Source organism: Streptomyces sp. NPDC049577, assembly GCF_040675635.1.
Classification (GTDB): domain Bacteria; phylum Actinomycetota; class Actinomycetes; order Streptomycetales; family Streptomycetaceae; genus Streptomyces.
On sequence record NZ_JBFAPH010000509.1, the window covers coordinates 1 to 2,936 of the forward strand.

A 2,936-nucleotide genomic window follows, 5' to 3' on the forward strand; every position below is an offset into this window, starting at 1 on the left:
ACCCGAAGGTGCTGGTGCTGGACGAGCCGACGAACCACCTCGACATCCGCCACCAGATCGAACTGCTCGCCCTGCTGCGCGCCCAGCGCCGTACGACGCTGCTGGCGCTGCACGACCTGAACGCGGCCGCGTCGGTCTGCGACCGGCTGCACATCCTGCACGCGGGCACGGTGGTCGCCTCCGGCCCGCCGCGCGAGGTGCTCACGCCCGGGCTGATGGCCGAGGTCTTCGGCGTACGGGCGGCGGTGGTGGACCATCCGCTGACGGGCGATCCGCTGATCGCCTTCGACCACCGGGCTCCCGCCGGGGGCCCGGCGTCCGCGTCCCGTCCCGCGGCGACGGCGAGCGGCCCGCCGCCGGGGTGACCGGCGGCGGGGTCACCGGTCCGCCGGGGCCGGCGGTACCGAGCCGGCCTCGGCCGTCAACCGGTGGCCACGCCGGTCTCCAGGAAGTGGCTGGGGCGCCCGTCGCGCCACACCAGGCGCCCCAGCCGCTCCGCCTCCGCGCGCCGCATCAGCCGCGCGGCTCCCCCGCGGTCCCGCAGGACGGCCGTGTGCCAGGGCGTGGCCCAGACGTCGGCGGAGTCCAGCAGCCGGATGCCGAACTTCCGCGCGCCCGGCGGCTGCGGGTGGATGGACAGCCGTACGGACCGGGGGTGGCAGCGGGCGATGAGCGCGCCCCAGGCCCGGCTGCGGGCGATCACGTCGTAGGCGCGGGACCGGCAGGCGCGTTGCAGGGCGGAGCGGGTGCCGTCGTGGTCCGCGGTGTCCTCGACGAGGAAGCGGGTGATGCCCCGGTAGAGGCGGGCGGTCTCCTCGTCGGTGCGCACCTGGGCGCGCAGTGCGTCGCGGGAGGGGGCGTGGGCGGCGGTGACGAGGCGGCGCTTGGTGTCGTGGTCCAGGTCGCCGTGGACGTCGCGCAGGTCGAAGGTCTCCAGGTGGGTCAGGCCCTCCCGCCGGATCATGGCGCGCAGTTCGTCCATGTAGGCGTCGACGTGCGCGTCGGGGACGCCGATGACGTCGCCGAAGATGTGGCCGTCGGAGCAGATGACCAGGCGCGCCCCGGGCGCGTAGACCTCGCCTATGCGGGCGCAGAGCCGGTCGAGGAAGGTGAGCGAGAGGCGCTCGCCCTCGTCGGGAAGATGGCCGAGGACCTTGGCGGGGTTGGGGGACTTGCAGGGGAAGCCGGGGAGGGTGAAGACCACCGGCCGGCCGGCGTCCGTGAACTCCCGTATCTGCGCGAGCTGCTCGGGGTGCTCGGCGGGGCCGGGGCCGGCCGCGCCGGGGGTGCGGTGGTGGGGCAGCAGGAGCCCGAGGACGCGGGCTTCGACGGAGGTGCCCAGGGTGAGGGTCGAGGACATCAGGCGGGACTCATCCACGGTGGCGGGGGCAGACGGGCGGGTCGAAGGCGACGGGCAGTTCGCCGACGCCGCGGCCGAGGACGGCCGGGATCCAGGCGAGCTCCTCGTCGGGCACGGCGAGCCGCAGTCCGGGCAGCCGGCGGAGCAGGGTCGCCAGGGCGACCTGGAGTTCGATACGGGCGAGCGCGGCGCCGGGGCAGAAGTGGACGCCGTGGCCGAAGGCCAGGTGCGGTCCCTGGTCCCGGTCCAGATCGAGCGTGTCGGGGTCCGGGAAGCGCTCGGGGTCCCGGTTGGCCGCGCACAGGGAGACGATGACCGAGTCACCGGCCGGGACGCGGGTGCCGTGCAGGTCGGCGTCCTCGGCGAGGAAGCGCCAGGTGGTGAGCTCGAAGGCGCTGTCCAGACGGAGCAGTTCCTCCACGGCGCGCGGCATGAGCTCCGGCTCGGCGCGCAGCCGCTCCAGCGCCTCGGGGTGGCGCACGAGGGCCACGAGGGCGGTGGTGATCTGGTTGGTGACCGGCTCCTGCCCGGCGACCAGCAACTGGAAGATCATGGAGTCCAGTTCCTCCGGGCTCAGCTCGCCCTCGTCGCGGGCGGCGACCAGCCGGCTGAGCAGCCCGTCGCCGGGCGCGGCCCGCCGGTCGGCGACCACCTCGGCGATGTAGCCCTGGAGTCCGCGCAGCAGCGCCTCGTACGCGGGCCGCCGGGGGTCGGTGGGGCCGACGGGCGCCACGACCCCGCCCCATTCGCGACGGAAGCGGGCGGCGAGGTGCGGGGGCAGCCCGATGACCTCGGCGAGGACCTGGAAGGGGAAGCGGGCGGCGAAGCAGCCCACGAGCTCGGCGGTCTGCCCCTCCTCGGGCAGCGCGTCGAGGAGCGCGTCCGCCATCTCCTGGAAGCGCGGCCGCAGCGCCTCGACGCGGCGCGGTGCGAACGCGTCGGTGATCAGGCGGCGCATGGCCGTGTGCTTCGGCGCGTCCTGGTGCAGCAGGTGCACCTGGAGCTGGGAGTGCTGCGGCTCGGGCATGATCGAGGCGCGCTCGCGCCAGCGGTCGTTGCCGAGCGCGTGGTTCTTGCCGAGGCGGGGGTCGGCGAGCGTGCGCTGGGCGGCGGCGTGCCCGGTCACCAGCCAGGCGGTGACGCCGCTGGGGAAGCGCACCCGGTGGACGGGCCCCGCCTCGCGCATCCGCGCGTACAGCGGATAGGGATCGCGCTTGTAGGCGGGGCCGTAGAGGGGTACGGGGTCGGGCAGCGACACGGCGGGGCTCCTCGGGGAAGTCGGTGGACCCTTGAGGAGTCGTACGGCCCGGGGGCCGGGTTCCCGGTGATTCGCCCGGGGTTCGCGTGTCGCGTCCTCGCTCCGGTGATCCGTGGGATCCCTGGGTAGTCGGTCCGCGGATCCGGCTGGTTCCCGCGCGCGAAAGGGACAATCCTCACGCGCGGGGAAACGCGCGAAGAGGCCGGGCACGGGTCCGCGCCGTGTCACGATGCGGCGATGACCGCACGTGCAGCACGCCCCCCGTCCCCTCCGTACGCCGCTCTGGCCGGCTTCCTCCTGTTGCTGGCCGCGCTCTTC

3 protein-coding genes are annotated in these 2,936 nt (G+C 75.1%); 1 reads left to right on the forward strand and 2 read right to left on the reverse strand.

What is annotated here, in order from left to right; genetic code table 11:
- On the forward strand, positions 1-365 hold a 365-nt coding region (locus AB0K09_RS31880; protein ID WP_366068874.1), incomplete at its 5' end, for an ABC transporter ATP-binding protein.
- Between the two features lie 56 nt (positions 366-421).
- Here AB0K09_RS31880 and AB0K09_RS31885 read toward each other — a convergent pair.
- Together AB0K09_RS31885 and AB0K09_RS31890 are read right to left on the reverse strand one after the other, a co-directional pair.
- Complete coding sequence (locus AB0K09_RS31885) at positions 422-1,360, reverse strand: isocyanide synthase family protein (protein ID WP_366068875.1); 939 nt, start codon at positions 1,358-1,360, stop codon at positions 422-424.
- 10 nt (positions 1,361-1,370) lie between these two features.
- Positions 1,371-2,618 (reverse strand): cytochrome P450, encoded by a 1,248-nt coding sequence (locus AB0K09_RS31890; RefSeq protein ID WP_366068876.1) that lies wholly within the window; start codon positions 2,616-2,618, stop codon positions 1,371-1,373.
- Positions 2,619-2,936 lie beyond the last annotated feature (318 nt).